The following is a 26,913-nucleotide window of genomic DNA, read 5'->3' as shown; positions in this document are numbered from 1 at the left end:
GCTCACGATCGTGTGATTGCCCAGCCGACGCTGGCGGCGGCGCCGGCCAGCACGGCGCCGATCGCAGCCCACGGCAGAATGCGGCGGCCGACTTTACGCCGGCCGCTGGTTGCCAGGGTGTCCTTCGCGGCCGCGATCACGTGCGCGCGCGTGACCTGGTGGCCGCCTTCGCCATAGCACAGCATCAGCGCCTTGTGCGCCAGTACGTTGACCAGGCGCGGCACGCCGCCGCTGGCCGCGTACAGCCGCGCGATCGCGCCGCTGGCGAACAGGCGCGCGCCCGTGAAGCCCGCCACGCGCAGGCGGTGCGCGACATAGAAGTCGAGGTCGTCGCGGCTCAGCGGCCCGAGGTGATAGTGGAAGGTGATGCGCTGGGCCAGCTGGCGGATCGATTCCAGTGCGAGATTGCGGTTCAGTTCCGGCTGGCCGAACAGCACGATCTGCAGCAGCTTGCGCTTTTCCGTTTCCAGGTTGGTCAGCAGGCGCAGCGCTTCCAGGCTCTCGACCGGGATGGCCTGGGCCTCGTCCAGGCACAGCAGCACGCGCTTGCCCTGGCCGGCCAATGCCAGCAGGCGGTCCATGATCGACTTCAGCAGGCGGTGCTGGTCGACGTCCCGGTCGAGACGGATCTCGAGCTCGTCGGCCAGGGCCAGCATCAGGGTGCGCGGCTCCAGGTAGGGGTTCGGGATATAGGCGGTGACGAAGCCCGCGCCGAGGGTCGCCATGAACTTGCGGCACAACAGGGTCTTGCCGGTGCCGACTTCGCCGGTGATCTTGATGAAGCCTTCGCCGTTTCTTGCCGCCACCAGCAGCGTGTTCAGGGCTTCCTGCGAACCCGGGCTGCCGAAGAAGAAGCTGGTGTCAGGCGTGATGCCGAACGGCGCCTCGCGCAGGCCGAAGTGGGCGGTGTACATTACCGCATCCCCCGCGGCGCGAGCTGGTCGATGCGGCGGCCGGCGTCGAGCAGGTCTTCGTTCCAGTTGTTGGCGCCTTCGACGATGGTCGGCTTGATCAGCACCACCAGCTCGCGCTTCTGGTTCACGCGCTTCTTCGCGCCGAACAGGTTGCCCAGCACCGGCACGCTGCCGGCGACCGGCACCTGCGAATTGTCGGCGGTCGAGGACTGGCGCATCAGGCCGCCGATCGCCACCACCTGGCCGTTCGAACCGCGCACGATGCTGTCCAGTTCCGAGGTAGCCGATGCCGCCAGCGGCAGGTTCAGGTTCCCGGCCGTGCCCAGGCTGACCGACTTGTTCACGGTCGAGACCTGGCTCACCGACGGGTGCACGTGCAGCAGGATATTGCCCTTGTCGTCGATCTGCGGGGTCACGTCCAGCACCACGCCCGAGAAGAAGGCCTGCAGGGTGACGCTCGGCGTGGTCGTGGTGCCGGCCGCGGTCGAGTTGGTGTTGGTGGTGACGCCGGTGACGAAGAATTCGTCGGTGCCGATCTTCAGCACCGCCTTCTGGTTGTTGACCGCCGCCACGCGCGGGCTCGACAGCACGTGCACGGTGCCCTGGGTCTCGAGGAAGGAGATCAGGGCCGCGAAGTTACTGGTCTGGACCGCAAGGCCGAACATCGAGCCGGCCGCGCCCGCCGCGTTGGACAGCGAAAAGCCGGTGCTGGCCGCCAGGCCGGTGCTCGGATCGCTGATGACGCCCGGCTGGCCGCCGCCGAAGGGCAGCGGGGTCAGGGTGGCGCCCGGCGCGAGCAGGCCGCCGGAGACGCGGTTGTCGTGGCTGCTCCTGAGAGATGCGAAGGACGCCCAGTTCACGCCGCTCTGGAAGCTGTCGTTCAGCTCGACCTCGAGGATCTTCGCTTCCAGGATCACCTGGCGGTCGACCGCGAGCTGGGTCGCCTTCAGGTAGGCATCGACGTTGCGCAGTTCGTCCGGCATGGCGCGGATCACGACCACGCCCGACTGCGGGCTCACCACGATGCTGCGCCCGCCCTCCTTCGAACCGACGATGGCTTCGATGGCCGCCTTCAGGTCGGCCCAGAAGTCGTTGCTCGAGGTAGTGCTGACGTCGGTGCTCTCGATCTGGTTCTGGGTCTGGCCGTTGGGATTGTTCTGGTTGTTCTGGTTCTGGTTGCCCTGGCCGTTCTGGTTGTTCTGGCTGCCGTTCTGGTTGTTGACCGCGTTCGACACCGAGGTCGACGAGACACGCAGGTTCGACACGCCGCGGCGTTTGCCCACCAGGTAGTTCACGCGGAACATCTTGGTCTGCATGGTCAGCGGCTTGATCGAGATGCGCGTGCCCTCGATCTTGTAGTCGTAGCCGTACATCTCGCGCACCGCGTCCAGGGTCTCCTGCAGGGTCACGTCCTTCAGGTTGGCGGTGATGGTGCCGCTGACGTCCGGATGCACCAGGATGTTGTAGCGGGTGCCGGCGACGATCGAACGGAAGAACTGCTGGGCCGGGACATTGTTGAAGGAGACGTTGAAACGCTCCTCCAGCGCCGGGCGCGCCTTCGGCAACTGGGTGGCCAGGCTGGCGGCGGGCGGCAGCAGCGCGTCGGCGACCGCGGCCTCGACCGCCGGCGCGGCAGGACGCCTGGCGGCGTCGCGCGCGACTTCGGCGCGGATCGCCTCGTAGGTGCTGGGCGGCGGGCTCTGGCAACCGCCCAGCGCCAGCAGCGCCGCCAGCGAGGCCGCGAAGGGCTTGTTCAAGGTGCGCATCATTATTCTTCTCCCCCACGGCGTGGGACGGTGGCGGAAACACGGGTCATGCCGCCGACGCTTTCCGGCGCATACAGGCGCAGCACCTGGCGTGCGCGGCCGCGCTGCAGCTCGACCTCGCTGTCGGCGATGCGGACCACGCGCGCGCCGCGGAAATTCTCGCCCACGCGCACGCTCTGGCCATCGATCACGGCGATGCGCCCACGGACGCCGGCGGCGCCGAGCAGCACCGACTGCAGTTGCGGGGCCGCTTCCGGTTTGGCGGCATCGAGCGGCGCGGAGGCCGGCATGGCGGCGGCCGGCGGCCGGGTCGGATCCGGCAGCGGGCTGGCGGCACTGGCCGCGCCGGCCGCCAGGATCAGCGCCGCGATCAAGGGCAAGCCCCGCTTCATGCTCGTCTTCACAGCTTCATCCATTTCGGGTCCAGGCTCAGGGTGTACAGGGTCAGGGTCAGGCGCACGGTCGGGTACTGCTCGACCTGCAGTTGGGCCTTGCCCCAGAACAGCTGGGTCGGCAGCGCTTCGAGCGCACCCATGTAATCGACCATGTCGAGGTAACTGCCGCGCACCGTCAGTTCGACGCCGTGACGGAACAGCAGGTCCGGCTGCCTGGCGGGCTGCACGGCCGCCGGCCGGGCGGCCTCGGGCGCGGCGGCCGCGCCGTCGCGCGTCCTGTCCGCATCCGCTCCCAGCTCGTTCAGCGAGCCGACCGGCAGGGTCTGCATCGACACCAGCTTCAGGCGGCCGTTCGCACGCAGGATCGCTTCGAGCAGCGGCGCGATGCGCTCGGGCGGCACCAGGCCGCTCTGCATTTCGCGCATCCGCTCGCTCATGCGCGCGGTGTCGGCGCGCACCGCGGACAAACGGCCGCGTACCGACTGGTCCGGGTCCACTTCGGCCTCGGCGACCTTGCGCGCGATCGCCGCTTCGGTCTCGGCCAGGCTGGCGCGCTGCTGTTCGATCCGGCTCTTCAGGAGGTCCTGCTTGCGCTGCACGGGGCCGAGCAGAACGGACTGGCCGACGAAGGCCAGCAGCGCCAGCACGGCGGCGAACACCAGCACGCGCTCGCGCTGGCTGAGCGCATCGATGCGGGCGGCAAGCTGCAGCAGGCGCTGCTTCATGGCTTCGCTCCCGCCGGCGTCGACTGCAGGCTGAATTCGACGTAGGGCGCCGGCACGCTGCTTTCCTTGCCGTCGGCGCTGGTCTGTTTGAGCGCCGACGCCTCGCCGATCTGCAGGCTGCCGACGGCCGTGCCCTGCAGGACAGGCTCGTTGCGCAGGCGCTTGAGGAAGCCCGGCACCATGGCCGGGTCGACCGCCCTGCCCTGCACCCCGATCTCGCGTCCGGCGCCGCCGACGCTGACGGCCGTCAGCCACAGGCCGTCGGCGCTCTGGCGCGCCAGCGCGCGGAAGTATTCGGCATAGCCATGGGTGTTGCCCAGGTCGCCGCGCTCGATCACCTGCGACACGTGCTGCAGCGCCGCCTGCTCTTGCTCGGCCTCGGCCAGCTGGGCGGCGAGCGCAGGGTCGTTGCGGCGCGGCGCGAATTCCGCGCTCACGGCGGCCAGCCGCTTCTGCGCCACCTCGAGCCGGTGCGCATCCGCGCCGGCCTCGCCCTGCAGCTGCGCCAGCCGCAGCTGGGACCAGCCGGCCAGGCCGGCCAGGCCGAGCACCAGCACGCCGCAGGAGACCGCCATCGAGCGCGCCGAGAACAGCGTCGTCTGTTTCTCGAATGCCGGATTGAACAGGTTGATCTGCCGCGTCATGCCACTGTCCCTTCCTCGCGCAGCGCGGCGCCGATCGCCACGAAGAAGCGCTGCTGGGCCGCCGCGCCCAGCAGCTCGGGAACATGTGCGAGGTCGAACAGCCGGCCCAGGTCGAGGGTTTCGATGCGGGTGTACAGGTTGCCCGACAGGTATTCCTCCAGCCCGGCGGCGCCGCTCGGCGCCAGCACCAGCTTGGCCAGGCCGATGAAGGAAAACTGGCGTTCGAAGTGGTCGAGCGAGCGCTGGAGTTCGAGCGTGATCTTGTCGAAGGCCTGGTGCTTGCGCTCCACGTCGCCGTCGAGCAGCTGCGCAAGGGTGACCTCGATGCGGCGCGACAGATACAGCTCGCCGCGCCAGCTCACGGTCAGCAGGCCGCCGTCCTCGCCGAAGGACAGCATGGCCACGCCGCGGCCGTCGGCCTCCAGCATGCCCGAGATGTTACGTTGGGCCATTTCGGGGATGTCGATGGTGCCGAGCTCGATTCTGGCTTTCTGGAACAGCTGCTGGCGCGCCTTGATCACGCCGTTGCGCGCCGCCACCGCGAACACGCTCTGCTGCGGCCGCACGGCGGCGTTCGGATCGAGGGGAATCTCGATCACGTCGAAGGTCGCTTCGGCAACCGGGAAATCGAGGACATCCTTGAGGCGGAAGCGCATCGCCGCCCTGACCTCATCGCGCGGCACATTCGGCGCCTCGACCGACATGATCTGGTAATCGCCGCCGCCCAGCACGGTGGTGCAGCGATAGTTCGACGCGTGCAGATCCTTGCCGGCTTTTTCGAGCGCAACCGCATCGGCCTGGCCGGGGAAATGGCTGGCCAGGGTCACCGCCGGCTTGCCATCGCCGCGGAGCACGCTGGCGGCACTGATCCCGTCGCGTTGCAACACCATTGCCAGCCAGTTGGCGTGTTTCCTTGTTCTTCTAAAAAGACGCATGCGGGCAATGATGGGTAGTGGCTCTCGAATCCTTGGGATAGTGCTTGATTATATTCAACTGTAGTAGAAAGCCGATACCATTTTTTCACCACGGAAAAATATTCTGGACTTTCGGTATGGAACTATTCATTTCCTGTTGTAAGTACACCTCATGCCGGGCGGGCAATTCGTCGACTGGTGGCTTTATCAAAAATGCTCTGGTGCTTACGCGCCAACTCATGCACACTCGCGCCTGTACTGTTTCAACATATCAATGTTTACACCAAAGTTGACCCGATCCGCCGACCATTTCCTGATGCGCCTGTGCGTCTGGGCTTGCCTGCTGTTCGCCAGCCTGGCGGGCGCGAATGCGTGTGCGGCCGTGTTCAACTTCAATGGCGGCGATATCAATGGCTGCACGCTGTCGTCGAACACCTACACGTGCAGCAGCTTCCCTTTGCCGGCCTCGACCGACACGATGGCGATCGCCAGCGGCTACACGGTCCTGATCAAGACCAGCGTCAGCTTCGACTACAACCAGGGCCTGGCAATGAGCGGAACGGCCACGCTCAACGTGACCGGCAACCTCAATATCGCCGACATCAATCCTCCCAACTTGTCGATCAAGGGGGGCAACCTGATCAGCAGCGGAACGTTCGCGGTCGGGAACCAGGCGCAGACGATCACGGCGAACGTCAGCGCGGCCACGATGACCCTCGGCACGGGCAAGCAGACCAGCATCACGGGCAACGTCAACGCGTCCGGCACCATCACCATCGGCTCCCATTGCACCGTTACCGGTTCGGTCAGCGGCGCCACTGTCAATACCAACTCCCCGTCCACCATCGATGGCGACGTCAATGCCACGGTCTCGTTTACCCTGGCTTCCGGCAGCAAGGTGTCCGGCAACATCGTCGCGCCGACTGTTAGCCTGCTCCCTTCGAACAGCATTGTGGGCGGCAACATCAGCGCCAAGACCTCGCTACGCCTTGGCGATTCGGTCAGCGTGAACGGCGACGTCAGCACTGGCAACTTGACCCTCGACAGTGCCGACGCAATTATTTACGGTAACGCCACGGTCGACAAGGCAACACTGAACTGGGCCGGCCGCGTGGTCAAGACCATCTACTGCACCGGCGGCACCACCAGCGGCCAGTGCGACTGCGTCACCAACAACAGCGGCTATCCCGTCAACAGCGTTTCCGGTCCGCACTGCGCCGCCGTTCCGCCGGCCTTCCCCATCGACCACTTCCTGATCCTTCACGACGGCACCGCCAGCGCCTGCACGCCGGAGCCGGTTACCGTCAAGGCCTGCGCCGACGCCGCCTGTGCGAGCTATTACAAGGGCGGCGTGAACCTCACCCTGCAGCCGGGCGGCGGCAGCTTCGCCATCGGGGCGAGCGGCGTCAGCACCGACGCCACGGTCAGCCAGTCGAGCACCGGCAACGTCATCCTGAACGTCAGCGCCAGCAGCGTGGCGGTCGCCAATCCCGTCCAGTGCGACAACACCACCGACAGCGCCGGGGCCGGCAGTGCGTACTGCGGCATGAATTTCAATAACAGCATCGGCCTCAGCCTGTCGGTCCCGGACCAGTATGCGGCCGTCACCACCGGTTTTTCCCTGGCGGCGTCGGTGCTGGACCCGAACGGCAAGTCCTGCAAGCCGGCCTACCCGGGCAAGACCCAGCCGGTCCAGCTGAGCTGCGCCTACGCCAATCCGGCCAGGGGCAGCCAGCCGCTCACCGTCAGCAGCGACGGCGCCGGCTTCAGTGCCCTGAACGCGAACAACGCCAGCACCGGACTGTGCGACGGCAGCGCCCGCAGCTTCAACGTCAGCTTCCCCGCCAACGGCAGCGCCGCGACCCTGTCGATGAACTATGCCGACGTCGGCCAGCTGCGCATCGACGCCTCGGTCACGGACAATGGCAAGAGCTTCGGCACCAGCGGCAAGTTCATCGTCGCGCCCAACGGCTTCAAGATCAGCAGCTTTCCCGCCACGACGACCGCTGGCGTGCCCTTCAATGTGATCGCCACCGCGCTCACCGCCGCCGGTCTGGCGGCCCCGAACTTCGGCCTCGAAACCGCCGACCCGGCCATCGCGGCCGAGACGGTGCAGTTCAGCCTGGGGGCGCTGGGCACCCAGGGCTGCAAGCTGACGGCTTCGGTGCTCGGCAGCCTGAGCCCGCCACCCACGACCAGCGTCATCAATACCGGCATCCTGGGCAAGCTCAGCTACACGGAAGCGGGCGCGCTGAACATCCAGGTCCAGCAGGCCAGCAGCTATTACCTCGGCGGCGCCAAACCTCGGCCGCTGGCGGTGCAGACCAGCGCCGCCAGCGGCTGCGGCGCGATCGCCTCGACGCCGGCCTGGTTCCAGGTCAAGGAAGGCCGGGTCGGGGCCGGCCTGCCGAATTTCTACTATTCCGGCGAGCCGCTCGACCTCAGCGTCACGGCCATGAACGCGCTCGGTAACCGCACGCTGCTGTACGACAGCGGCTATGGCTACAGCAATCCGGTCGTCTTCGCCGCCTGGGACGCCGCCGGCGCCAAGGCGATCGCCGCCGCGGACGGCGCCCTGAGCGGCGCCGGGGCCGCGGCCGCCACCCCGCTGCCGGCCAGCGCGTTCGCGCAGGGGATTGCCAGCCTGTCCGCCAGCAGCGCTGCGCCGCTGGTCTTCACGTTTGCCTCGGCGCCGCACGCCCCCATGCAGGTGCGCCTGCGCGCGACGGAAGTGGTGTCCGGCAATGCCGTCAGCTCGGCGAATGCCGCCACCTACAACAAGACCGCCGAGGATGTCTACAATGCGCGCAGCGGACGCCTGGCGATCGCCAGCCGCTTCGGCAGCGCCACCGGCGACCTGGCCCTGCCGGTCAGCTTCCAGTACTGGACCGGCGCCAGCTGGATCCGCAACGTCGACGAGAGCGATGGCCTGCACCGCATCCTGGCCTCGGCGCTGGCGATCCAGGCGAAGTCGCCGCTGTCGACGCCCATCGTCGCGACGGCGAACAGCATGCCGAACGGCTACCTGGCCATCGACAAAGGCCTCGGCAGCCTGACCCTGCGTCCTACCGGCGGGACCGGCACCGCCACCGTGGCGATCAATCTCGGCAACACCGCCGCCGTCAACTCCTGCCTGTCATCGCTCCCGTCCAGCAAGGGCGCAGGCGCCGGCATGCCCTACCTGCGCGGCCCGAACGGCATCTGCCCCAGCGCCGAGGTGCCGAACGTCGCTCCGGCGAGCGCCGACCCGGTCGCACGCGCCACCTTCGGCGCCACCGCGCCCGAGGCGAAGCGCATCATCCACACGCGCGAGGTGTTCAATTGAGGGCGCGCGGCTTCACGATGGTCGAGCTGATCGTCATCATGGTCCTGCTGGGCATCATGGCCGCCATCGCCGTACCGCGCCTGATCGGCAACGGCGAACGCGGCGCCCAGGTCTTCGGCGACCAGCTCGTCGCCGGCCTGCGCCTGGCCGACACCGCGGCGCGCGCGCACCGCCGCGTGGTCTGCGCCATGCTCGGCGCCAAGGCGCTCACCCTGCGCATCGCCGACACCAATCCGGCGAGCGGCACGCCGCCATGCGCCAGGCCGCTGCCGAACGCGCCGGACGCGGACTTCGCAACCACCGACCCGGACGTCGCCGCCAGCGGCTTGAGTGGCGCCCTGTATTTCCAGCCGAACGGCGACATCAGCACCGACCTGGCGGGTACGACGCTGCTCGGCAACGCCGGCATCAAGGTCAGCGCGCAAGGCGTGGTCCAGCGCACCATCACGCTCGAAGGGAGCACCGGCTATGTCGAATAAGCCCGCCCCGAGGCTGCCCCGGCGCAGCGCCGGCGTGACCCTGGTCGAACTGATCATCGCCATGGTCATCATCGGCGCGTCGCTGGCCGGGCTGGTGGCGGCCTTCCGCACCGGCAACCGCGCCAGCGTCGATCCCCTGATCCTGCAGCAGAAGGCGGCGATCGCGGAAAGCCTGATGGGCGAGATCCTGCTCAAGCCCTACCAGGTCGACGACACAGCCACCACCCCCAACGTGCGCGACAGCTTCAACGACGTGCGCGATTTCCAGAACTACGGCGCCGGCCTGTCCGGCATCCGCGACGTCCGGAATAATCCGGTGGCCGGCCTGGAAGCCTACACGGTGTCCGTGACCGTCAGCGAGGATACGCCCACGCTGAGCGGCGCGACGCCGAACCTGAAGATCACCGTCACCGTCCGCTACAGCATGGACGCCAGGCCCGAAGACGCTTTCGTACTCACCGGATGGCGCACACCTCCATGATGAAAAAGGATCGCGGATTCACGCTCGTCGAACTGGTCGTGGTCATCGTGGTGACCGGCATCATCGCGTCGATCTTCGCGATGCAGTACGGCCCTGCCCTGCAAAACTATCTTGCGGTCGGCCGCCGCGCCAACCTGACCCACCTGGCCGATACCGCGCTGCGCCGCATGGTGACCGAGATCCATACCGCCGTGCCGAACTCGCTGCGCCTGCTGCCCGCGTCGGGGACGGCCCCGGCCTGCCTGGAGATGGTGCCGACCAGCGACGGCGGCCGCTTCCGCACGGCGCCGGATACGCAATGGGACCCGGCCAATCCGTCGACTCCCTCGAAGCCGCTCGACCTGAGCGGCCCGACCCTGAGCTTCGACGTGCTCACCGCCTTCACGACAGCGCCGAAACCGGGCGACTGGGTGGTGGTCGGCAACCAGAATACGGCCGACGTCTACGACGGCACCAGCCGCGCCCAGATCGCCGCGATCGGCGCACCGCCCGCCACCGGCAGCGGCAATCTCCCGCTGGGCCAGTCCCGCATCACCCTCAAGACGGCCAAGCAGTTCCCCTACGGTTATGAGGGCGGGCGCTTTGCCATCGTGCCGGACAGCCTGCAGGCGGTCACCTATATGTGCTCGGGCGCCGGCGTCGATGCTGGCGGCACCGGGACCGGCACGCTCACCCGCGTGGTCCGCTACGATTTCAAGGCCAGCCAGGCCTGCCCCGTGGCCGGCGGCCAGAGCGCGATCGTCGCCAGGAAGGTCAAGGCCTGCAATTTCGTGTACGACCCGAGCCAGGGCGCAACCCAGCAGAGCGGCTTCGCCCAGCTGCAGCTGACGCTGGCCGATCACGGCGAGAGCGTCACGCTCACGGTCGGCTCGCAAGTGGAGAACATGCCGTGACCACATTCCGTATCCGGCACCGGCAAGCCGGTTTCGCCTACATCGCCGCCGTCATCCTGCTGATGCTGATGGCCGGCATGGCAACCGCCATCGTGCGCCTGAACGTGACGCAGGCGAATGCCGCCACCGGCGCCGCGCTGACGGCGCGCGCCGGCCAGGCCGCCCGCGCCGGGCTGGAATGGAGCTTTTACCAGCTGCGCACGAAAAACACGGCCGGCTGCACGAATGCGAGCCTCACCGACTTCCAGAAGGACAGCGGCTTCGTGGTCAGCGTCAGCTGCAGCTACACGGCCTATAACGAGGGACAGAACGCCGATGGCAGCGTGCTGGTGAAGAACCTGTACCGGGTCGAGGCGATCGCCTGCAACGGCGGCGGCGCTGCCTGTCCGGACGCCTCCGGCAGCACCCAGGCCGACTACACCGAGCGGCGGCGCGTGGCGACGGTATGCTTTACCGCGGCGGGCGCGGACTGTTACTGAGGGAGCGGGAAGAAGGAAGAACGGGACCGGCGAATGCCGATCCCGGGAAGGAGATTACTCGCAGTCGCTGGCAGTGGCCGTACCCATCGCAAGGGTCGGGGCGGTCGTCGTCGTCGCCGGGGTGTAGAGCACGAAGCACTTCGCCGCGTTGGCATTGCCGACCAGGCTGTTCGGCACCAGGGCGATCTGGGTGCCGGTGGTTGCCGGCTTGAACTTGGCGCCGGCATTCTCGGTGGCGCTGTACGCGGTGTAATCGTCGGCAGAAATGCCGGCTGCCGCGACGATGCCGCCCATGGTGCCGGCCGGGTAATTGTTGACCACTTCGATATTCACGCCTTCGACCGGCAGCGTATTCGGCGTCGCGGCAGTCGACACCTGCCCCGGATTGACCATGATCTTGCCGTGGATGATGGCTGCCGACGACGACATTGCGCCCTTGACGGCGTTCACGCTCGCCAGGCGTGCATCGCCGCTGAGGTTGGCAAACTTCGGCAGCGCCGTCGCCGCCAGGATGCCCAGGATGACGATCACGACGATCAGTTCGATCAGGGTGAAACCGCCCTGCGCCTGGACTTTGAAATTCTTGTTCATCAGATTCTCCGAATAAAGTGGTTTAACGACCGCCTATCCGCTGACTTGGTTCAGGGCGAGGCTTTTGTTGCTTCTGCTTACAAATTCTACCTTGAATTTAAGCAATTTCGATGTGCTGAAAGAAAAACTTTCCGTGTTTTTGGGCAAATACACAAGAGATTTGTCGTGTGGGTCAAACACCCAGCCGGCGCGGCCGATACGTTTCGGGTCCGGCGCATAGTATTCGCCGAGGTAGTTCTCCGGCTTCCACAGCAGCAGTTTGATCGGGTTGTCGGCGGCCAGCTTCCGCAGTTCCTCGACGCGGCCGCGCGACGCCAGTTCGGTGGTGCGGGCGCCCAGCGAGGCGCGCAGCGCGGCCACCACCTGGCGCGCCGCCGCGATCTCGGCCTGCTCGCGGTAGTACTCGAAGCGGTCCAGCGCCACCGTGCTGACGATGCTCGACACCAGCACCACCAGCGCGAAGTGCAGCAGGCTGAAGCCGCGTCGCGTCGTGGTTTTCTCTTGACTCAGTGATAGCGTGTTCATTTGTTGTGCAGGGCTGCCTTGCCCAGGTCCCAGATCGGCAGGAAGATACCCAGCGCCAGCACCAGCACCAGCACACCGAGGAAGGTGATCAGGATCGGTTCGATCTGGCTCGACAGGGTCTTCAGTTCGTAATCGACTTCGCGCTCGTACATCATCGCGATCTCGTCCATCAGGTCGTCCAGCGAGCCCGACTCCTCGCCCACCGCGATCATCTGCAGCACGATGGGCGTGAACACCTGCGCATTGGTGGCGGTGCGCAGGATGCTCTCGCCGCGCTCGACGCCGTCGCGCATCTGCTCGATGCGCATCGCCAGGTAGGCGTTGTCGGCCGTCTGCGAGACCACGGTCAGGGCCTGCACGATCGGCACGCCGCTGCGGATCGACAGCGCGAAGCTGCGGGCGAAGCGCGCCATGGTTGCCTTGTGGACGATCTTGCCGGCGATCGGCAGGCGCAGCTTGTAGCGGTCCCAGGCCAACTTGCCTGACGCCGTGCGGGTCCAGGTGCGGAAACCGGCCACGGCGCCGATCGCACCCGCCAGGAAGGCCGGCCACCAGGCCACCGTGAAGCGCGAGGTGCCGATCAGGATCCGCGTCATCAGCGGCAGCTCGGCGTGGAAGCTGTTGAACACTTTCTCGAACTGCGGGATCACGAACACGTTCACGACGACCATCGCCACCACCATCGCGACGATCACGAAGCTCGGATAGCGCAGCGCCGTCTTCACGCGCTCGCGCATGTCGCGGTCGAATTCGAGGTGGTCGAACAGGCGCAGGAAGACTTCCTCGAGGCGGCCGGTCATCTCGCCGACCCGCACCATCGCCAGGTAGAACGGGGTGAAGCACTCGGGGTGGCGGCGCATCGCGGTCGACAGTTCGCGGCCCGCGTCGAGCGACTCGCGCAGGTCGCGGATGACCACGCCGAAACTCTTGTTAACGGCCGACTCCTGCAGGCCGGCCAGGCCGCGCATGATGGGCACGCCCGACTTCAGCAGGGTGTAGATCTGGCGGCTGAACAGCTGGACGTCGAGCGAGCTGACCTTCCTGTGCGTCAGGCGCTGCCACAGGCCGTCCTTGCCGGCGTCGCCGGAAGCCGACGAGGTCGCCTTGCGCGTGGTCGGATTGATCTCGAGCGGGGTCACGCCGCCGCCGAACAGCTGGTCGGCCACCGCATCGGCATCGAGGCCTTCGAGCACGCCGGCCACCAGGTCGCCGCTGCCGTTGCGGCCCTTGTAGGCAAAGAAGGGCACGGTCAATCCTCGAGCTGGTTACTGACCCGCATCGCTTCGGCGATCGTGGTCTTGCCCTGGACCGCCAGGCGCACCGCGCTGCGGCGCAGGGTCTCGCCACGCATCTCGGCGTGGGCGGCCTTCAGGAAGTGGCCGGGGTCAGGGTGGTTGATCGCCTCGTGCACGGCGCGCGTCATCTCCAGCAGTTCGTAGACGCCGGTGCGGCCGCGGTAGCCGGTGCCGTTGCAGTGCGAGCAGCCGCGCCCGTGGAACAGCGGCACGCTCTCGGCGCGGTCGCCCAGCTCGGCGCGCAGCCAGGCGCGTTCCGGCGCCGGCGCCGCATGCGGCTGGATGCAGCTCTCGCAGATCACCCGCACCAGGCGCTGGGCCAGCACCGCCTGCAGCGAACCGCCCACCATATAGCGCGGCACGCCCATGTCCATCAGGCGCAGCGGTGTGCTGGCGGCGTCGTTGGTGTGCAGCGTCGACAGCACCAGGTGGCCGGTCATTGCGGCGCGCAGGCCGATCTGGGCGGTTTCCTGGTCGCGCATCTCGCCGACCAGCACAATGTCCGGGTCCTGGCGCAGCGCGGAGCGCAGCACGCGCGCGAAGTTCAGGTCGATCTTGTCGTTCACCTGCACCTGGTTGATGCCGGGCAGGCGGTATTCGACCGGGTCCTCGACCGTGATCAGCTTCTTCTCGACCGAGTTGAGCTCGGCCAGCGCGCTGTACAGCGTGGTGGTCTTGCCGGAACCCGTGGGCCCCGTCACCAGCACCAGGCCGTTCGGGCGCTGGACGATGGCGCGGAAGCGCTCCACCAGGCGCGGATGCATGCCGATCGCGTCCAGGCGCAGGTTCGTGCCGGCCTGGTTCAGGAGACGCATGACCACCGATTCGCCGTACTGGGTCGGCATGGTCGAGATACGCACGTCGATGCGCTGGTTGCGCACCTTGACCGCGAAGCGGCCGTCCTGCGGCAGGCGCTTTTCGGAGATGTCGAGGTCGGCCATCAGCTTCAGGCGCAGCGCCAGCGGCGTCGCGATCTTGATGTCGGCCTCGGTCTGCAGGTGCAGCACGCCGTCGATGCGGAAGCGGATCTGCAGGCGTCCGTCCTGCGGCTCGATGTGGATGTCGGAGGCGCGCACCTGGGCGGCATCGTCGAACACGGACTGCAGCAGCTTCACGACCGGCGCTTCTTCCAGTCCGGAGCTGGAGGCCAGCGCGCCGAAGTCGACCGAGGTGGTGTCGCCCAGGTCCTGCTCGAGTTCGCGCGCCAGGCCGGTGATCTCGCCGGTGCGGCGGTAGATGCGGTCGATCGCCTGCAGCACCTCGGTCTCGTTGACCACCGCCAGCTCGACGCCCTTCTTCAGCAGGCGCGCGATCTCGTCGTAGGCGAACAGGTCGCTCGGGTCGGAGACGCCGACCAGCACGGTCTCGCGGCGGTCTTCCAGCACCAGCGCGCGGAAACGGCGCGCCTGGGTCTCGGGCAGCAGCCGGACCACGTCCTGGTTGATGTTGTAGAACTTGAGGTTGATGTAAGGGATGCCGAGCTGGCGCGCCAGCGCGCCCGAAATCTGCTCTTCGGTGACGAAGCCGCTCTCGACGAACACCCGGCCAAGCTTGCGCCCGGTGCGCTTCTGGTCCGCCAGCGCCACATTCAGCTGCTCTTCCGACAGCAGCTTCTGTTGCACCAGGATTTCCCCGAGCCGGACTTTTTCTGGCCTCGCCATGACACCCTTTAATCTTTTGTAGGACTAGTCCTTCAATTGTAAGACAGAAACAGAAAAACTTTACGTACGGAATTACATTCTGTCGCCCATTGGTAACGTCAAGCCCTCCCACCGTGTAAGATGACCAACATCAAACCGGGGTCAGACTCCGATTTTTGGCAACAAACTTCGGGACATTTCCAGTTTTCGGAGTCTGACCCCGGTTTGTTTGAACGCATATGGAGACGAAATGACAACAAGTCGCCGCCGCATTTTTTTGATGCGCCATGGCAGCGTCACCTACTTCGATGAGGCGGGCAAACCCAGCCTGCCCGAAACCGTCGCGCTCAACGGGGATGGTCGCGCCCAGGCCGATGCCGCCGGCCATGCCTTCGCCGCCGCCGGCGTGCGTTTCGACCGCGTGATCGTCTCCGGCCTGCCGCGCACCGTGGAGACCGCCGCGCGGGTGCTGGCCGTCACCGGCCAGGCGATCGCGCCCGAGGCCTGGCCGGAGCTGGAAGAGATCCGCGGCGGCCGCCTGTCGACGATCCCGACAGCGGAACTCAGGCGCGCCTTTACCGGCGCCTTCGAAGGCCTGGTGCCGGCCGGGCAGCGCTTCCTGGGCGGGGAATCGGTGGGCGAACTGATGGACCGCGTCCATCCCGCCATCGCACGCCTGCGCGCGAACGCAGGCTGGGATACGGTCCTGCTGGTGCTGCACGGCGGCGTCAACTGCGCGATCCTGTCGCTCGCCCTCACCGGGCAGCGCCTGTTCCTGGGCGGCCTGGCGCAGGCGCCGGGATGCATCAATGCCCTCGACGTCGGCGACGATGAACGCGACTGGGTCGTGCGCTGCGTGAACCACAGCCCGCCCGATCCGCTGCAGCCGGGCGCGCGGGCGACGACCATGGAACTGCTGTTCGAACAGTACCGCAAGTCGCGCTGAAAAAAGCACGTTCGTTCGCAGATGCGCTATGATTGCCTGATAAGAAAAACCTGGGTTCCCGCCTTCGCGGGAACGACGTTCCTGGAGGAGACAAAGGATGTTCGAAGAAATGATCGGCACCAAGCCCGTATCCGAGCGCCAGCGCTTCGACACCGAAGCGCTGGGCGCCTGGCTGCAGCAGCATGTCGACGGCTACCCCGGCGGCGCACCGGCCGTGGAACAGTTCAAGGGCGGGCAATCCAACCCGACCTTCAGGCTGTCCGTTCAAGGTCGCCACTACGTTTTAAGGACCAAGCCCGGCCCGGCCGCCAAGCTGCTGCCATCGGCCCACGCGATCGACCGCGAGTTCCGCGTGATGGATGCCCTGCACAAGGCCGGCTTCCCGGTCGCGCGCCAGTACGCGCTGTGCCTGGACGAGTCCGTGATCGGGCGCGCCTTCTTCGTGATGGAATACGTCGAGGGCCGGGTGTTGTGGGACCAGTCCCTGCCCGGCATGACGCGCGAGGAACGGGCCGCCATCTACGACGAACTGAACCGCGTGATCGCGCAGCTGCACACGATCGACTATGCTGCCATCGGCCTGGCCGACTACGGCAAGCCCGGCAATTATTTCGCGCGCCAGATCGAACGCTGGACCAGGCAGTACCAGGCTTCGCAAACCGAGACGATCGAGGCGATGGACAAGCTGATCGACTGGCTGCCCCGGCACATCCCGCCCGGGGACGAGACCGCCATCGTGCACGGCGACTACCGCCTCGACAACATGATCTTCCACCCGACCGAGCCGCGCATCCTTGCGGTGCTGGACTGGGAACTGTCGACGCTCGGCCATCCTGCCGCCGATTTCTCCTACCACTGTCTGAGCTGGCATATCCCGCCCGGCAAATTCCGCGGCATCGCCGGGCTCGACCTGCAGGCGCTGGGCATCCCGGACCAGGATGCCTACATCGCCGCCTACAGCCGCCGCACCGGGCGCACGATCCGGCCCGAGGATTTCGACTTCTACCTCGCCTACAACCTGTTCCGCCTGGCCGGCATCATGCAGGGCATCATGAAGCGCTATGTCGACGGCACCGCGTCGAGCGCCCAGGCGCTCGAGAACGGCAAGGCCGCCCGTCCCATGGCCGAGATGGCCTGGCAGTTTACCCAACGCTGATGGCTTCTCGATAAACCTGCTGCGCGTTGCAGGCTCGGCCTGCGATGCTCGCTACGGTTTCCCGGGAAGCCGATACTTCAAGGAGTGATCGATGGATTTTGCGTATTCCGACCGCTGCAAGGACCTGCAGACCCGCCTGCTCGCTTTCATGGACGAGCACATCTATCCGAACGAACGCGCGTTCAAGGAGGAAGTCGACCGCAACGGGGAGCAGGGAAACCGCTGGGTGCCGACCGGACTGGTCGAGCGCCTGAAGCCGCTGGCGCGCCAGCAGGGCCTGTGGAACCTGTTCCTGCCACGCTCCGCACGCGCGCCCGAGGGCCTCTCGAACCTCGACTATGCGCCGCTGTGCGAGATCATGGGCCGCGTGGCCTGGGCGCCCGAGGTGTTCAACTGCTCGGCGCCCGACACCGGGAATATGGAGACGCTGGAACGCTACGCCGCCGAAGAGCACAAGCGCGCCTGGCTCGAGCCGCTGCTGCGGGGAGAGATCCGCTCGGCCTTCGCGATGACGGAGCCGGACGTCGCCTCCTCCGACGCCACCAACGTCGCCACAAGGATCGAACGCCAGGGCGACGAATATGTCATCAATGGCCACAAATGGTGGATTTCCGGCGCCGGCGATCCTCGCTGCAAGCTGTTCATCGTGATGGGCAAGACCGACCCGAACGCCGATCGCCACCGGCAGCAGTCGATGATCCTGGTCCCCGCCGGCACGCCGGGCATCACCATCAAGCGCCCGCTGCCCGTGTTCGGCTACGACGACGCGCCGCACGGCCATTGCGAGATCCTGTTCGAGGACGTGCGCGTCCCCGCCTCGCACATCCTGCTGGGCGAAGGCCGCGGCTTCGAGATCGCCCAGGGCCGCCTGGGCCCGGGCCGCATCCACCATTGCATGCGCGCGATCGGCGTGGCCGAGCGGGCCCTGGAACTGATGTGCAAACGCCTCGACAGCCGGGTCGCTTTCGGCCGCAGGATATCGGAACAGGGCGTCTGGCGCGAGCGCATCGCCGAGAGCCGCATCCGCATCGACACCGCGCGCCTGCTGACCCTGAAGACCGCATGGCTGATGGACACGGTCGGCAACAAGCAGGCCCAGTCCGAGATCGCGATGATCAAGGTGCTGGCGCCGACCGTGGCCCAGCAGGTGCTGGACTGGGCGATCCAGGCGCATGGCGCGGCCGGGGTGTCGGACGACTTCCCGCTGGCCTACCAGTGGGCCGGCAACCGCACCCTGCGCCTGGCCGACGGGCCCGACGAGGTGCACCGCAACGCCATCGCCAAGCTGGAGCTGGCGAAGCACGCCTGAACCGCATGGCATTGAAACGCCGCCTCAAGTAACATCACGCTGGCGGCGCATGGGCTCCGCGCGTAAGCGGAGCTTGCAGTGCTGTTGTTCCAACAAGGTTTCCATCCCTCGATCCGGTCGCGGCTGATCACCCTGGTGTTCGCCTGCGCGCTGCCGATCCTGCTCGGCTATTTCGCGTTCGCGGGCGACGCCGAGCGCCGCGAGGCCCAGCACGTGTCGCAGGATGCGCAGATGATCGCGCGCGCCCTGGCGGCGGCCGTCGACCGTGACCTCGACAACGGCGAAACCGCCGCGCGCGCCCTCGCCGGCCAGCCCAGCCTGGCCGCCGGCGACCTCGCCACCTTCCACGCCGCCGCGCGCGGCCTGCTGCGTCCGGAATTCCCCGCCTTTGCATTCGTGCTCAGCGGCGAGGACGGCGGCGACCTGCTCGACACCCGGCATGCCTGGGGCGCGCCGCTGAGTTCGAGCGGCAACGAAGCCGACGTCCGGCGCGTGTTCCAGAGCGGCGACGTGGTCACCTCCGGCCTGCACCGCGGCAGCCCGTCGCAGCCCTGGGTGATCTCGATCGCGGTGCCGGTCTGGCGCGACGGCAAGGTGGCGTATGCGCTGTCGGTCGAGCAGCGCCCGCGCCGGATCGCCGAACTGCTCGCCGGCCAGCAGCTGCCAGAACACTGGGTCGCCCAGGTCTACGACAACCACGGCCTGCTGGTGGCGCGCAGCGGCGACCGCGTGCACGGGATCGGCTCGCCGGTGCCGCCCGAGCTGCGGGCGGCGCTGCTGCGCAGCCCGAGCGGCAAGATCACCCTTGCCCGGCCCGACGGCGAGACCGTCAACGCCGCCTACGCCAGCACCCCGATGCATGGCTGGACCGTCGCGATCGCCTTCCCGCGCTATGCCGCGCGCGACCTGCTCGGGCGCTCCCCCGGCGCGACCCTGGCCGGCATCGGCGCCCTGCTCGGCATCAGCGTGCTGCTGGCCTGGGTCATCGGCGGCTCGATCGCGCGCGACGTGCGCGCCCTGACCGAGCCGGCCGCGGCCCTCGGGCGCGGCCAGCCGCTGATGATTCCCGCGCTGCGCATCAAGGAGGCGGCCGCGGTCGGGCGGGCGCTGCGCAAGGTCGAAGGCGACCTGCTGCAATACCGTCACCGCCTGGAAGCCCTGGTGGCGGAGCGCACCAACGAGCTGCAGCGCTCCAGCGCCCTGCTGGCGACGGTGTACGCCAGCGCGCCGGTCGGCCTGGCCTTCCTCGACCGCGGCCTGCGCATCATCATGATCAACGACTACCTGGCGGCGGTGAACGCGATCCCGGCCGCCAGCCATATCGGCCGCACCCTGCCCGAGCTGCTGGGCGAGCGCGGCGTGGCGATCGAGGAGCCCTACCGCCGCGTGCTGGCCAGCGGGCGCCCGCTGATCGAAGTCGAGGACAGCGGCGAGTCGCCGGCCGAACCGGGCACGATCCGCCACTGGATCTGCAGCTACTACCCGGTGCATGGCCCGGAGCACGAACTGGTCGGCATCAATGCCGTGGTGCTCGACATCACCGAGCGCAAGCGCCAGGAAGAGCGCAACCGCGACAACGAAGCCTTGTTCCGCACCCTGTTCGAGGGCGCGGCCGACGCCCATGTGCTGATCGCCCTCGGCGCCGGCTTCGTCAGCGCCAACCAGGCCGCCGTCAAACTGTTCGGCTGCGCCGACCTCGACGAACTGCTGCAGTTGTCGCCGGCCAGCGTTTCGCCCGAGTTCCAGCCCGACGGACGCCGCTCCGACCTGCTGGCGCACGAATACATGCGGCGCGCCATCGACACCGGCACCTGCCAGTTCGAATGGATCCACATGCGCCACGACGGCAGCCAGTTCCATGCCGACGTCCTGCTCAACAGCGTCGACATCGGCGGCAAGGGCATCCTGCACGGCACCGTGCGCGACATCACGGTGCGGGTGCAGACCGACGCCGCCCTGCGTGCCGCCAGCCAGCGCCTGGAACAGAGCGAACGCATGATCCGCACCGTGACCGACCACCTGCCGGCCCTGGTCGGCTACTGGGACGCCGAGCTGCGCTGCCAGTTCGCGAACCGCCCCTACCTCGACTGGCTGGGCCGGCCGGCGAGCGCGGTAATCGGCCATACCGCCTGGGAACTGATGGACGAGGGCCAGATGACCCAGGTCATGCCCCATGTCGAGGGCGTGCTGGCCGGCGAGCCGCAGTTCTTCGAGCGCCAGCTCCAGCGCAAGGGGAGCGATGAAGTGATCCAGGCCTGGGGCAGCTATATCCCCGACTTCGACGCCGACGGCCGGGTGCGCGGCTTCTACATGCTGCACTCGAACGTGACGGAACTGAAACGCACCCAGTCGCGCCTCGAGGACGCCCTGCACGCGGCCGAGGCGGCCAGCAGCGCCAAGGGCGAGTTCCTGGCAAACATGAGCCACGAGATCCGCACCCCGATGAACGCCATCATCGGCCTGGCGCGCCTGCTCGAGGAAGCAAAGCTGGAGCGGCGCGAACGGGCCTACGTGACGCGCATGCAGATTGCGGCCCGGTCGCTGCTGTCGATGCTGAACGACGTGCTCGACTACTCGAAGGTGGAAGCCGGCCAGCTGGCGCTCGAACACACCCTGTTCCGCATCGACGACGTGCTCGCCAGCGTCGGCGTGCTGGGCGCCGCCGGCGCCTGGCACAAGGGGATCGAGCCGGTGTTCGCGGTGGCGCCCGGCGTGCCGGCGCGCCTGCTGGGCGATCCGACCCGCCTGCAGCAGGTGCTGCTGAACCTGGTCGGGAACGCGATCAAGTTCACCGAGCGCGGCGAGGTGGTGCTGTCGATCGAGACGAAAAGCCGGGAAGACGATCGCGTCGAGCTCGCCTTTGCGGTGCGCGACACCGGCATCGGCATCGCGCCCGAACAGCAGCAGCGCATGTTCGAAGCCTTCTCGCAGGCCGACAGCTCGACCAGCCGCAAGTATGGCGGCACCGGCCTGGGCCTGGCGATCAGCCGCCGCCTGGTGGCCCTGATGGGCGGCGAGCTGGGCGTCGACAGCGCGCTCGGGGAAGGCGCCTGCTTCCGCTTCTCGGCCTGGTTCGGGCTGGATGCCGGCGCGCCGCCGCCACTTCCTGACGCGGCGGCGGACGGCAGCGTGCTGGTGGCCGACGACAACACCAGCAGCCGCGAGGCCCTGGCCCGCGCGCTCGAAGGCCTGGGCTGGCAGGTGGACCGCGCCGGCACCGGCGCCGAGGCCCTGGCCCTGCTGCGCGGCGCGCGGCGCTACGAGCTGGCCTTCATCGACAGCGCGATGCCCGACCTCGACGGCGCCTCGGTGCTGGCCTTCGCGCGCGCCGACCGGGCCATCCCGATGCCGCGCTGCGCCCTGCTGGCAGCCGATCCGGAACGCGAGCGCCTGGATACGCTGGCGGCCGACCTGCGCGTCGATGCGGTGCTCGCCAAGCCCTTCACGCCGGGCGCGCTGCTCGACACGCTGGCGGCCCTGTCGGAAGGCGGGGCCCCTGCCGCGCAGCCGTCCGCCGCGCCGCTCGGCGGCCGCCTCGCAGGCCTGCGCGTGCTGGTGGTCGAAGACAACCTGCTGAACCAGGAAGTGGCCAACTATGTGCTGGTGCATGCCGGCGCCAGCGTCGACTTCGCGGGCAATGGCCAGCTCGCGGTCAGCATGCTGGCCGACGGCACCCGCCACTTCGACGCCGTGCTGATGGACCTGCAGATGCCGGTGATGGACGGTTTCGAGGCCACCGGCGCGATCCGCGCGATGGGCTACGCCGACCTGCCGATCCTGGCGATGACCGCGAATGCGATGGAAGCGGACCGCCGGCGCGCGCTGCAGGCCGGCATGGACGGCTACCTCGCCAAGCCGATCGACGTCGACGAGCTGGTGAGCGTACTGCGCCGCCTGACGGGACGCGGCGAGGCCGGCCACGAACAACAGGCCGGCGAAGCGCCGGCGCCGGAACTGCTGCCGGCCTTCTTGCCAGGGATCGACCTGAAAGCCGCCCTGCCGCGCTTCGGCGGCAGTTTCGCCGGCTTCGCCACCGTGCTCCGGCGCTTCGAGCGTTCGCAGGGCGGCGTGGTGCACGAGGTGCGCGGCCTGCTGGCGAGCGGCGACCGGACGGGCGCCGGCCAGCTGATGCACCGCCTGCGCGGGGTCGCAGCCAATCTCGGCGCCACCGAAGTCGCCAGCCAATCCCTCGCGCTCGAGCAGGCACTGCGGGGCGAGGACGAGTCGGCGCTGGCCTTGCGCCTGGCGCGGCTGGAATCCGCGCTGGCGACCGTGCTCGAGGCGGCGCGCGAGCTGCCGGCCGAGGTCCCCGCCGAGGCGCCGCCGGGCGATCTTGCCGAGGGTGAAATTGAACAGCCCTCGCTCCAGGACGCGTTGGCGCATTTACGCGATTTGCTACAGAATAACAACATGAAGGCCATGGCGCAGTTCGAATCGCTGCGCCCTGCCCTCGCCCGCCTGGCCCCGGCAGCAGTGGCGCCGCTGGCGGAGGCGGTCGCCACGCTGCGTTTCGAGGCGGCGGCCGGCCTGGTGGGAGAGATCGTCGCGAACCTGGGAAACAAGGAGGATGGATGAGCTGGACCGATATGGCCGACAATGGCCGCATCCTGGTGGTCGACGACGCGATGGAAAACATCCAGATCCTGCACGCCGCCCTGCAGGACGAGCATGAAGTGCTGTTCGCGATGGATGGCCCGCGCGCGCTCGAGATCGCCCGCACCCAGCATCCCGACCTGATCCTGCTGGACGCCGTCATGCCGGGCATGGACGGCTACGCCGTGTGCCGCGAGCTGTTCGCGGGCGCCGAGACCAGCGACATCCCGGTCATCTTCGTCACCGCGCTCAGCTCGCCCGAGGACGAGACCCGCGCCCTCGGCGCCGGCGCGGCCGACTTCATCAGCAAGCCGGTCAACGCCGCGGTGGTGCGCGCACGGGTGCGCACCCAGCTGACCGTGAAGCGCCAGCGCGACGCCCTGCGCGCCCTGATCCTGACCGATTCCCTGACCGGGGTCGCGAACCGCCGCGCCTTCGACGAGCGCCTCGAGATGGAATGGCGGCGCTGCGGACGCTCCCGGTTGCCGGTGTCGCTGCTGATGGTCGACATCGACCACTTCAAGCTGTACAACGACCATTACGGCCACCCGGCCGGCGACGGCACGCTGGTCCAGGTGGCCGGCGCGATGCGGCGCGCCGCCGCCCGCAGCCAGGACCTGGTGGCGCGCTACGGCGGCGAGGAATTCACGATCCTGCTGCCCCAGCTCGACGAACAGGGCGCCACCGGCGTCGCGCGGCGCCTGATGCACGAACTCGAGATGCTGGACCTGCCGCACGCCGCCTCGCCCACCAGCCAGCGCCTGACGGTCAGCATCGGCATCGCCTCGCTGGTGCCGGGCGACCAGCACAAGCCCGTGGACCTGGTCCAGGCGGCCGACGCCCTGCTGTACCAGGCCAAGGCGGGCGGGCGCAACTGCTACCGCCTCGCCGCCGGCTCAAAAAGCGTCTAGCAGAGCGCTCAGGGCAAGGCGCGACGCCTGAACATCCCCATGCCTTCGACGGTGCAGACGGTCTCGCCGTGCTGGTTGACGGCCACCCACTTCGACCACACCACGCCACGATCGGGCTTCGAATTCGAGGCCTTGACCTGGGTGGTCTGGTAGCGCACGTTCAGGGTGTCGCCGGCGCGCACCGGCGCCAGCCAGCGCACGCCGTCCAGGCCGGGCGAGCCCATGCTGGAAGACTTCGCCATCAGTCCGTCGACCACCAGCCGCATCATCATGCTGCAGGTGTGCCAGCCGCTGGCGATCACGCCGCCGTAGATCGACTGCGCCGCCGCCTCGCGGTCGACGTGGAAGGGCTGCGGGTCGAAGCGGGTCGCGAAGTCGATGATCTCGTCTTCGGTGACGTTGCAGGTGCCGAGATCGATCTCCTGGCCCGCAAAGAAGTCTTCGAAATACCATTCAAGGCTCATGCTGCGGCTCCCGTGAAGCCAGGCTGCGCCATGAAGCGCGCCAGGTGGTGGTCGGCATCGCCGAGGCTCAGTTCGATCGTGCTCAAACGCTTGAAGTAATGCGCGGCCGGCAGTTCGTCGGTGACGCCCATGCCGCCGTGCAGCTGGACCGCCTGCTGGCCGACGAAGCGCGCCGCCTGGCCGACCCGGTACTTGGCCGCGGACACCGCCTGGCGGCGCGCCGCCGCGTCGCTGCCGCGCAGGCGCACCGCCGCCAGCAGGGCCATCGAACGGGCCTGCTCGAGGTGGATGTACATGTCGGCCATGCGATGCTGCAGGGCCTGGAACTTGCCGATCGGGACCCCGAACTGCTGGCGCGTCTTGAGATAGTCGAGGGTGGCGGCGAACAGCGCATCCATCGCGCCCACGGCTTCGGCGCACAGCAGGCCGGCGCCGTAGTCGAGCGCGGCTTCGAGGATGTCCCAGCCGGCACCCGGCCGGCCGATCGCGGCCTCCGGTCCGACCCGCAGGCCGTCGAGGCGCAGGTCGGCGGCGCGCTGGCCGTCCAGCATGCGGTATTCGGTAAGCTGCAAACCGGGCGCATCGGCCGGCACCGCGAACAGGGCGATGCCATCCTCGTCGCGCTGGACGCCGCCGCTGCGCGCCGACACCACCAATACGCCGGCCTGCGCGCCGTGCAGCACCACTTTCTTTTCGCCGCTCAGGCGCCAGCCCTCGCCGTCCGCTTCGGCACGAAGGGCAATGTCGCGCATGTCGTGGCGCGACTGACGCTCGCCGAGCGCGCAGGCCAGCTTCAGCTCGCCGGTCGCGACGCGCTCCAGCAGCGCGCCATGGCCGCCGCCCAGGCGCAGGAACTCGGCGCCCAGCACGGTCGCGAAATACGGTTCGACCACCAGGCCGCGGCCCAGCTCCTGCATCACGACGAACATGTCGACGGCGTCGCCGGCAAAACCACCCTGCTCTTCCGGCACCGGCAGCGCGGTCAGGCCCAATTCGGCGATGGTGGCCCAGGCCTGTTCCGACACGCCGCTTGCCGAGCGGACGATCTCGCGGCGCGCTTCGAAACCGTAGTCGCGCGCGATCCAGCGCTTGAGGGCGTCGGCCAGTTGCAGCTGCTCTTCCTTGAAATCGAAATTCATGGTCTCCGTTCCTTACAGGCCCAGGATCATCTGGGAGATGATGTTGCGTTGGATCTCGTTCGACCCGCCGTAGATCGAGGTCTTGCGGTAGTTGAAGTAATGCGCCAGCAGCGGCGCGGCGAAATCGTCGTCGAAGACGCTGTGTTCGGCCTCGCCTTCGAGGTAGGCTGGGTCGAAGGGCAAGGCCATCGGGCCGGCGGCTTCTACCATCAGTTCGGTGAGGCCCTGCTGGATCTCGGTGCCGCGCACCTTCAGGACGGACGCCTCGGGACCGGGCGCCTTGGCGGCCTGGGCCAGCACGCGCAGCACGGTGGTCTCCAGCGCCATCAGTTCGATCTCCAGGGCCGCCACCTTGGCGCCGAACAGCGGGTCCTCGATCAGCGGACGGCCGTTCTTGCGCTCGCGGCCGGCCATGCGCTTGAGGCGCGCCAGCTCGCGTTTGGAACGGCCCACGGCGGCGATGCCGGTGCGCTCGTGGCCCAGCAGGTACTTGGCATAGGTCCAGCCGCGGTTCTCCTGGCCGACCAGGTTGGCGGCCGGGACGCGCACGTTGTCGAAGAAGACTTCGTTCACCTCATGGTCTTCGTCGAGCATGACGATCGGCCGCACCGTGATGCCGGGGCTGTGCATGTCGATCAGGAGGAAGGAGATGCCCTCCTGCTTGCGCACGCCCGGATCGGTGCGCACCAGGCAGAAGATCATGTCGGCGTGCTGGGCCAGCGTGGTCCAGGTCTTCTGGCCGTTGACGATGTAATGATCGCCGTCCCGGACGGCCGTGGTTTTCAGCGAGGCCAGGTCCGAGCCCGCGCCCGGCTCCGAATACCCTTGGCACCACCAGTCTTCGCAGGACAGGATGCGCGGCAGGTAATATGCCTTCTGCTCCTCGCTGCCGAAGGCCATGATCACGGGCGCCACCATGTTCACGCCGAAAGGCATGATCGGCGGCGTGCCGGCGCGCGCGCATTCTTCCTCGAAGATGTGGCGCTGCGCCGGGGTCCAGCCCGGTCCGCCGTACTGCGCCGGCCAGCCCGGCGCGACCCAGCCCTGGCGCGCCAGGATCTTGTGCCAGCGGACGTAGTCCTCCTTGCCGAGGCGCAGGTGGTTGAGCACCTTGTGCTGCAGCTCGGACGGCAGCTCGGCCTCCAGGAAGGCGCGCACCTGGTCGCGGAAGGCCAGGTCTTCGCTTGTATAGTTCAGGTCCATTCAGTGTCTCCTGTTATCTCTTGTTCTTGGCGCACGGGAAAAAGCACGACCGTTCCAAAGATTGTACCTGAAAAAGTAGACGAAAAAAAAGCGGGCCGAAGCCCGCTTTGTGGTGATGCCGTACTG

Annotated in this window: 23 protein-coding genes; 10 read left to right on the top strand and 13 right to left on the bottom strand. The window is 68.0% G+C overall.

From position 1 onward, the window contains the following. Positions 1–2: 2 nt before the first annotated feature. The 6 genes from AM586_RS00445 to pilM are packed head-to-tail and all read right to left on the bottom strand — an operon-like array spanning position 3 to position 5,334. The gene (locus AM586_RS00445; protein WP_047827083.1) at positions 3–914 is read right to left on the bottom strand and encodes an ExeA family protein; all 912 of its coding nucleotides are present in this window, start codon (positions 912–914) and stop codon (positions 3–5) included. Next, entirely contained in the window at positions 914–2,683 is a 1,770-nt protein-coding gene (gene mshL / locus AM586_RS00440) for a pilus (MSHA type) biogenesis protein MshL (protein ID WP_229411309.1), read from the bottom strand. The genes AM586_RS00445 and mshL overlap by 1 nt, the downstream gene beginning before the upstream one ends. Then, positions 2,683–3,072 (bottom strand): hypothetical protein, encoded by a 390-nt coding sequence (locus AM586_RS00435; RefSeq protein WP_047827152.1) that lies wholly within the window; start codon positions 3,070–3,072, stop codon positions 2,683–2,685. Before AM586_RS00435 ends, mshL begins: the two co-directional genes overlap by 1 nt. Positions 3,073–3,080: 8 nt before the next feature. Then, positions 3,081–3,800, bottom strand: a complete 720-nt coding sequence (gene gspM / locus AM586_RS00430; RefSeq protein ID WP_047827081.1) for a type II secretion system protein GspM — start codon at positions 3,798–3,800, stop codon at positions 3,081–3,083. Continuing rightward, the gene (locus AM586_RS00425) at positions 3,797–4,444 is read right to left on the bottom strand and encodes a PilN domain-containing protein (protein ID WP_047827080.1); all 648 of its coding nucleotides are present in this window, start codon (positions 4,442–4,444) and stop codon (positions 3,797–3,799) included. The genes gspM and AM586_RS00425 overlap by 4 nt, the downstream gene beginning before the upstream one ends. Next, the gene (gene pilM, locus AM586_RS00420) at positions 4,441–5,334 is read right to left on the bottom strand and encodes a type IV pilus biogenesis protein PilM (protein ID WP_229411308.1); all 894 of its coding nucleotides are present in this window, start codon (positions 5,332–5,334) and stop codon (positions 4,441–4,443) included. Before pilM ends, AM586_RS00425 begins: the two co-directional genes overlap by 4 nt. Positions 5,335–5,647: 313 nt before the next feature. Here pilM and AM586_RS00415 point away from each other — a divergent pair, with 313 nt between their 5' ends. From AM586_RS00415 to AM586_RS00395, 5 genes are read left to right on the top strand one after another with little or no spacing between them, the layout of a single operon-like run. After that, positions 5,648–8,683 carry a DUF6701 domain-containing protein gene (locus tag AM586_RS00415; RefSeq protein WP_047827078.1) on the top strand — a complete coding sequence of 1,012 codons (3,036 nt, stop codon included), beginning with the start codon at positions 5,648–5,650 and terminating at the stop codon, positions 8,681–8,683. Further along, positions 8,680–9,162, top strand: coding sequence for a Tfp pilus assembly protein FimT/FimU (locus tag AM586_RS00410; protein WP_109370398.1), 483 nt, complete (start codon positions 8,680–8,682; stop codon positions 9,160–9,162). The genes AM586_RS00415 and AM586_RS00410 overlap by 4 nt, the downstream gene beginning before the upstream one ends. Next, on the top strand, positions 9,152–9,643 hold the full coding sequence (locus AM586_RS00405) for a prepilin-type N-terminal cleavage/methylation domain-containing protein (RefSeq protein WP_060566856.1): 492 nt from the start codon (positions 9,152–9,154) through the stop codon (positions 9,641–9,643). The genes AM586_RS00410 and AM586_RS00405 overlap by 11 nt, the downstream gene beginning before the upstream one ends. Further along, entirely contained in the window at positions 9,640–10,536 is an 897-nt protein-coding gene (locus AM586_RS00400) for a prepilin-type N-terminal cleavage/methylation domain-containing protein (RefSeq protein WP_052234521.1), read from the top strand. Before AM586_RS00405 ends, AM586_RS00400 begins: the two co-directional genes overlap by 4 nt. Beyond that, positions 10,533–11,015: a hypothetical protein gene (locus tag AM586_RS00395; RefSeq protein WP_047827077.1), complete on the top strand. Its 483-nt coding sequence runs from the start codon at positions 10,533–10,535 to the stop codon at positions 11,013–11,015. Before AM586_RS00400 ends, AM586_RS00395 begins: the two co-directional genes overlap by 4 nt. Positions 11,016–11,069: 54 nt before the next feature. On the opposite strand, the gene AM586_RS29150 is transcribed toward AM586_RS00395, so the two are convergent. From AM586_RS29150 to AM586_RS00375, 4 genes are read right to left on the bottom strand one after another with little or no spacing between them, the layout of a single operon-like run. Beyond that, a complete protein-coding gene (locus tag AM586_RS29150; protein WP_047827076.1) occupies positions 11,070–11,606 on the bottom strand; it encodes a type II secretion system protein in 537 nt (178 codons plus the stop codon). A 33-nt stretch (positions 11,607–11,639) separates the two neighbouring features. Then, positions 11,640–12,131: a type II secretion system protein gene (locus tag AM586_RS00385; protein ID WP_047827075.1), complete on the bottom strand. Its 492-nt coding sequence runs from the start codon at positions 12,129–12,131 to the stop codon at positions 11,640–11,642. Continuing rightward, positions 12,128–13,378: a type II secretion system F family protein gene (locus AM586_RS00380; protein WP_047827074.1), complete on the bottom strand. Its 1,251-nt coding sequence runs from the start codon at positions 13,376–13,378 to the stop codon at positions 12,128–12,130. Before AM586_RS00380 ends, AM586_RS00385 begins: the two co-directional genes overlap by 4 nt. 2 nt (positions 13,379–13,380) lie before the next feature. Further along, positions 13,381–15,087, bottom strand: a complete 1,707-nt coding sequence (locus tag AM586_RS00375) for a GspE/PulE family protein (protein WP_047827073.1) — start codon at positions 15,085–15,087, stop codon at positions 13,381–13,383. Between the two features lie 229 nt (positions 15,088–15,316). Here AM586_RS00375 and AM586_RS00370 point away from each other — a divergent pair, with 229 nt between their 5' ends. The 5 genes from AM586_RS00370 (at position 15,317) to AM586_RS00350 (ending at position 23,981) form a co-directional block, all read left to right on the top strand. Continuing rightward, positions 15,317–16,012 (top strand): histidine phosphatase family protein, encoded by a 696-nt coding sequence (locus AM586_RS00370; RefSeq protein ID WP_047827072.1) that lies wholly within the window; start codon positions 15,317–15,319, stop codon positions 16,010–16,012. 97 nt (positions 16,013–16,109) lie between these two features. Then, positions 16,110–17,168, top strand: coding sequence for a phosphotransferase (locus AM586_RS00365; RefSeq protein WP_047827071.1), 1,059 nt, complete (start codon positions 16,110–16,112; stop codon positions 17,166–17,168). Positions 17,169–17,259: 91 nt separating this feature from the next. Beyond that, positions 17,260–18,477 carry an acyl-CoA dehydrogenase family protein gene (locus AM586_RS00360; RefSeq protein ID WP_047827070.1) on the top strand — a complete coding sequence of 406 codons (1,218 nt, stop codon included), beginning with the start codon at positions 17,260–17,262 and terminating at the stop codon, positions 18,475–18,477. A 78-nt stretch (positions 18,478–18,555) separates the two neighbouring features. Then, entirely contained in the window at positions 18,556–23,052 is a 4,497-nt protein-coding gene (locus AM586_RS00355; RefSeq protein WP_229411307.1) for a PAS domain-containing protein, read from the top strand. Next, positions 23,049–23,981 (top strand): diguanylate cyclase, encoded by a 933-nt coding sequence (locus tag AM586_RS00350; protein WP_047827068.1) that lies wholly within the window; start codon positions 23,049–23,051, stop codon positions 23,979–23,981. The genes AM586_RS00355 and AM586_RS00350 overlap by 4 nt, the downstream gene beginning before the upstream one ends. A gap of 8 nt (positions 23,982–23,989) precedes the next feature. Here AM586_RS00350 and AM586_RS00345 read toward each other — a convergent pair whose 3' ends face one another. The 3 genes from AM586_RS00345 to AM586_RS00335 are packed head-to-tail and all read right to left on the bottom strand — an operon-like array spanning position 23,990 to position 26,787. Next, positions 23,990–24,445: a MaoC family dehydratase gene (locus AM586_RS00345; protein ID WP_047827067.1), complete on the bottom strand. Its 456-nt coding sequence runs from the start codon at positions 24,443–24,445 to the stop codon at positions 23,990–23,992. Beyond that, positions 24,442–25,584, bottom strand: a complete 1,143-nt coding sequence (locus AM586_RS00340; RefSeq protein WP_047827066.1) for an acyl-CoA dehydrogenase family protein — start codon at positions 25,582–25,584, stop codon at positions 24,442–24,444. Before AM586_RS00340 ends, AM586_RS00345 begins: the two co-directional genes overlap by 4 nt. 12 nt (positions 25,585–25,596) lie before the next feature. After that, on the bottom strand, positions 25,597–26,787 hold the full coding sequence (locus AM586_RS00335; protein WP_060566853.1) for an acyl-CoA dehydrogenase family protein: 1,191 nt from the start codon (positions 26,785–26,787) through the stop codon (positions 25,597–25,599). Between the last annotated feature and the right edge of the window lie 126 nt (positions 26,788–26,913).

This window comes from Massilia sp. WG5, from assembly GCF_001412595.2.
Classification (GTDB): domain Bacteria; phylum Pseudomonadota; class Gammaproteobacteria; order Burkholderiales; family Burkholderiaceae_D; genus Telluria.
The sequence above is the reverse complement of the archived record's forward strand: the minus strand, read 5'-3'. Positions and strand labels throughout refer to the sequence as shown.

Excerpts from the sequence above, each read along its gene's own strand:
- AM586_RS00445 (WP_047827083.1), bottom strand. The coding sequence starts at position 914 with ATGTACACCGCCCACTTCGGCCTGCGCGAGGCGCCGTTCGGCATCACG.
- mshL (WP_229411309.1), bottom strand. The coding sequence starts at position 2,683 with ATGATGCGCACCTTGAACAAGCCCTTCGCGGCCTCGCTGGCGGCGCTG.
- AM586_RS00435 (WP_047827152.1), bottom strand. The coding sequence starts at position 3,072 with ATGAAGCGGGGCTTGCCCTTGATCGCGGCGCTGATCCTGGCGGCCGGC.
- gspM (WP_047827081.1), bottom strand. The coding sequence starts at position 3,800 with ATGAAGCAGCGCCTGCTGCAGCTTGCCGCCCGCATCGATGCGCTCAGC.
- AM586_RS00425 (WP_047827080.1), bottom strand. The coding sequence starts at position 4,444 with ATGACGCGGCAGATCAACCTGTTCAATCCGGCATTCGAGAAACAGACG.
- pilM (WP_229411308.1), bottom strand. The coding sequence starts at position 5,334 with ATGGTGTTGCAACGCGACGGGATCAGTGCCGCCAGCGTGCTCCGCGGC.
- AM586_RS00405 (WP_060566856.1), top strand. The coding sequence starts at position 9,152 with ATGTCGAATAAGCCCGCCCCGAGGCTGCCCCGGCGCAGCGCCGGCGTG.
- AM586_RS00400 (WP_052234521.1), top strand. The coding sequence starts at position 9,640 with ATGATGAAAAAGGATCGCGGATTCACGCTCGTCGAACTGGTCGTGGTC.
- AM586_RS29150 (WP_047827076.1), bottom strand. The coding sequence starts at position 11,606 with ATGAACAAGAATTTCAAAGTCCAGGCGCAGGGCGGTTTCACCCTGATC.
- AM586_RS00385 (WP_047827075.1), bottom strand. The coding sequence starts at position 12,131 with ATGAACACGCTATCACTGAGTCAAGAGAAAACCACGACGCGACGCGGC.
- AM586_RS00375 (WP_047827073.1), bottom strand. The coding sequence starts at position 15,087 with ATGGCGAGGCCAGAAAAAGTCCGGCTCGGGGAAATCCTGGTGCAACAG.
- AM586_RS00370 (WP_047827072.1), top strand. The coding sequence starts at position 15,317 with ATGACAACAAGTCGCCGCCGCATTTTTTTGATGCGCCATGGCAGCGTC.
- AM586_RS00365 (WP_047827071.1), top strand. The coding sequence starts at position 16,110 with ATGTTCGAAGAAATGATCGGCACCAAGCCCGTATCCGAGCGCCAGCGC.
- AM586_RS00360 (WP_047827070.1), top strand. The coding sequence starts at position 17,260 with ATGGATTTTGCGTATTCCGACCGCTGCAAGGACCTGCAGACCCGCCTG.
- AM586_RS00350 (WP_047827068.1), top strand. The coding sequence starts at position 23,049 with ATGAGCTGGACCGATATGGCCGACAATGGCCGCATCCTGGTGGTCGAC.
- AM586_RS00345 (WP_047827067.1), bottom strand. The coding sequence starts at position 24,445 with ATGAGCCTTGAATGGTATTTCGAAGACTTCTTTGCGGGCCAGGAGATC.
- AM586_RS00340 (WP_047827066.1), bottom strand. The coding sequence starts at position 25,584 with ATGAATTTCGATTTCAAGGAAGAGCAGCTGCAACTGGCCGACGCCCTC.
- AM586_RS00335 (WP_060566853.1), bottom strand. The coding sequence starts at position 26,787 with ATGGACCTGAACTATACAAGCGAAGACCTGGCCTTCCGCGACCAGGTG.